This is a genomic window from Actinoplanes cyaneus, from assembly GCF_016862095.1.
Lineage (GTDB): Bacteria > Actinomycetota > Actinomycetes > Mycobacteriales > Micromonosporaceae > Actinoplanes > Actinoplanes cyaneus.
Genome location: NZ_BOMH01000133.1, coordinates 1 through 3,437, shown reverse-complemented (window position 1 = coordinate 3,437; position 3,437 = coordinate 1). Strand labels below are relative to the sequence as shown.

General features: G+C 71.3%; 2 protein-coding genes. Both read left to right on the top strand.

Translation table 11 applies throughout. The features are described from left to right. Window positions 1-1,056: condensation domain-containing protein (locus Acy02nite_RS45935; RefSeq protein WP_239175904.1), on the top strand; the 1,056-nt coding region annotated here is incomplete at its 5' end. Further along, window positions 1,053-3,437: non-ribosomal peptide synthetase (locus Acy02nite_RS45930; RefSeq protein WP_203756633.1), on the top strand; the 2,385-nt coding region annotated here is incomplete at its 3' end. The genes Acy02nite_RS45935 and Acy02nite_RS45930, both read left to right, overlap by 4 nt.

The window sequence follows — 3,437 nt, the reverse complement described above, 5'->3', positions numbered from 1 at the left end:
GGGGTGTCGCTGCGGGTGCTGCTCGCGGATCTCGTGGTGTGCTACGAGGCGCTGGCCGGCGGACGGTCGCCCGACCCGCAGGTCGTGCCGGTCTCGTTCCGGCACTGGGCCCGTGCGCTGGCCGCGCAGGCCGGCAGCCCGGAGCGTCGCGCCGAGCTGCCGCAGTGGATCAGCGTCGTCAGCGACACCAACCCGCTGACCGTGCTCGCACCGGACGTCCCCGACGGCGCGCGGCACGAGGTCACGGCGACCGTGCCGGCCGACGTGACGTCGACGATCCTGACCGCGGCGCCGGCGGCCTTCCACGCGGAGATCAACGACATCCTGCTGGCCACCCTGGTCACCGCCCTGAGCGCGTGGTCCCGGCGGCACGGCCGGGCCGATCCCCGGGACTTCCTGATCGACGTGGAGAGTCACGGCCGGGTACCACTCAGCCCAACGATGGACCTGTCACGGACCGTGGGATGGTTCACCGAGCAGCACCCGGTCCGTCTCTCCGCCGACGCCGCCGACCTTGCCGGCGTACGGGCGGGCGGGGTCGCGGCCGGTCGCATCGTGAAGCGGGCCAAGGAGGAACTGCGCGCGGTCCCCGGTGACGGGCTCGGATACGGCATCCTGCGATTCCTCGATCCCGAGACGTCGCCGGTCCTGGCCGCCCTGCCGTCCGCGCGGATCGGCTTCAACTACCTGGGACGGCTCCCGGAGGCGGCGGATCCCGCACCGGACTGGGGCCGGGTCCCGGACGGCGACGGCTACACCGACACGTCGGGCGCGATCCCCGCGGCGCACTCCCTGGAAGTCCTCGGCCTGGTCCGGGACGGTGCGGCGAGTTCCGTACTGACGCTGGTTCTCGCTGCCCCGCGACTCATGGTCGCGGAAGCGGAGCTGCGTTCGCTTGCCGGCGACTGGGCCGCGGCGCTCAGCGGACTGGCCCGGCACGTGTCACGGCCGGGCAGCGGTGGCCACACCCCGTCCGACTTCTCTCTGATCAAACTCAGCCAACGCCAGATCGACAAGCTCGAAGGCGCGTTCTCGAACGAAGGGGTTGTCCAGTGACTCGGAATCGCGTCGAGGACGTCTGGCCGCTGTCGCCGCTCCAGCAGGGGCTGCTCTTCCACGCGACGTACGACGAGGAGAGCCTCGACCAGTACGTCGAGCAGATCGTGCAGACCTTCGACGGGCCGCTGGACGCGTCGACGCTGCGCACCTCGTGGCAGCGGCTGCTCAGCCGGCACGCCAGCCTGCGCGCGTCGTTCCGCCAGCTCGCCGGTGTCCCCGACCCGGTGCAGGTGATCAGCCGCGACGTGCCGCTGCCGTGGCGCGAGGTCGACCTGTCCCACCTGGACGACGAGGCGGCCCGAGCGGCGGCCGACGAACTCGGGGTCGAGGAACGGAAGCGGCGTTTCGACATGGCGACGCCGCCGTTGGTGCGGGTGGTGCTCCTCAAGCTGGGACCCGCCCGGCACCGGATGATGATCACGCTGCATCACATCCTGCTGGACGGCTGGTCCATCGCGGTGCTGATGCGCGAGCTCTGGGCGATCTACAAGGCGTCCGGGGCGGCGACCGGGCTTCCGGCGGTCGTTCCGTACCGCGACTATCTCGCCTGGCTGGCCGGGCAGGACGCCGAAGCCGCGCGGGACGCCTGGCGGCAGGCGCTGCTCGGTGCCACCGAGCCGACCCTGGTGGCGCCCACCCGCACCGGGGAGTCGACCGGCAGCTGGTCGGAGTCGCTCGAGACCGGCGTGAGCCCCGAGGTGCGCACCCGACTCCAGGACGTCGCCCGCAGCCTCGGCGTGACCACCAACACGGTCGTGCAGGCGGCCTGGGCACTGATCGTCGGCGGTCTCGCGGGCACCAGGGACGTGGTGTTCGGCGCCACCGTGTCCGGGCGCCCGGCCGACCTGCCCGGCATGGAGACCATGCTCGGCCTCTTCATCAACACGGTCCCCGTACGGGTGCGGCTGGACCCGGCGCAGACGATCGCCGACCTGCTGCGGACGCTCCAGGCCGAGCAGTCCGCGCTGCTCGATCACCAGCACCTCGGGCTCGCCGAGATCCAGCGGCTGGCGGGGCCGGGCGCCACGTTCGACACGCTCATGGCGTACGAGAACTACGTCGGTGATCCGGACGCCCAGCCGTCGGTCGAGAGCATCCGGCTGACCGAATCTGATCTGCACGAGTCGACCAACTTCCCGCTGACCATGGTCACCGGGAACGGGCTCCGGTTCCGGCTGAGCTACCAGCCCGCCGTCTTTGACGAGCCCTCGGTACGTGCGCTGGCCGACCGTCTCGTCCGGGTACTGGAGCAGGTCGCCGCCGATCCGCAGCTGCGGTTGAGCCAGGTCGACGTGCTCGGTGTGGCCGAGCGTGCGCTGGTGACCTGGGACTGGAACGACACCGCCACACCGGTGACCGCCGGCACGGTCCTGGACCTGATCGCGGGCTGGGTGCGGTCCACCCCGGATGCGGTCGCGGTCCGGGACAGTGCCCGGTCGTTGACGTATGCGCAACTCGATGAGCAGGCAACGGCCGTCGCAGCCGGTGTGCGTCGTGGTGATCGGGTCGGGTTGTGTCTGCCGCGTGGTGTGGAGATGGTCGCGGCGATGCTCGGGGTGTGGAAGGCCGGTGCGGCGTTCGTGCCGCTGGACCCGGAGCTTCCTACGGCACGGCGGGAGTTCATCGCGGCGGACAGCGGCGTGTCGCTGATCATCGACGCAACCTGGGAGCCCGCCGCCGACGGTGACGGTGTCGCTGACCGCGTCGACGGCCGGGATCTGGCCTATGTGATCTACACGTCGGGGTCGACCGGGGTGCCCAAGGGTGTCGCGGTCGCCCACGCCGGGGTAGCCAACCTCGCGCAAGTGATGGCCCCGGTGCTGGACGTAGCCGCTGGCACGACGGCGTTGCAGTTCGCGTCGTTCAGCTTCGACGCGTCGATCTTCGACCTGGCCACGGTCCTCGGTGCCGGCGGCTGCCTGGTCGTCGCCGGGGAAGAGCAGCGCCGGGACATGACCGCCCTGTCCCGCCTGGTCGCCGAGACCGGAGTCGAAGTGGCCAGCGTCGTCCCGTCGCTGCTCGCGGCGCTGGATCCGGCGCAGGTGCCCGGGATCCGGAGGTGGGTGCTGGGTGCCGAGTTCTTGAGTACGTCGCTGGCGTCGCGGTGGACGGCCGGTTCGCAGGTGTGGAATACCTACGGCCCGACCGAGGCGACGGTTATCACCACCGCCGCGCCGGTCCCGGCGACGGTGGAAGGTGCCGGCCCGTCGATGGGCCGGCCGATCGGCAACACCCGTGTCCTGGTCCTGGACGAATGGCTGCAACCCGTCCCGGTCGGCGTGGTCGGTGAGATCTACATCGGTGGTACCGGCTTGGCGCAGGGTTACACCAGCGCGGGTCTGACCGCGCACCGGTTCGTTGCGGACCCGTCGGGTGTC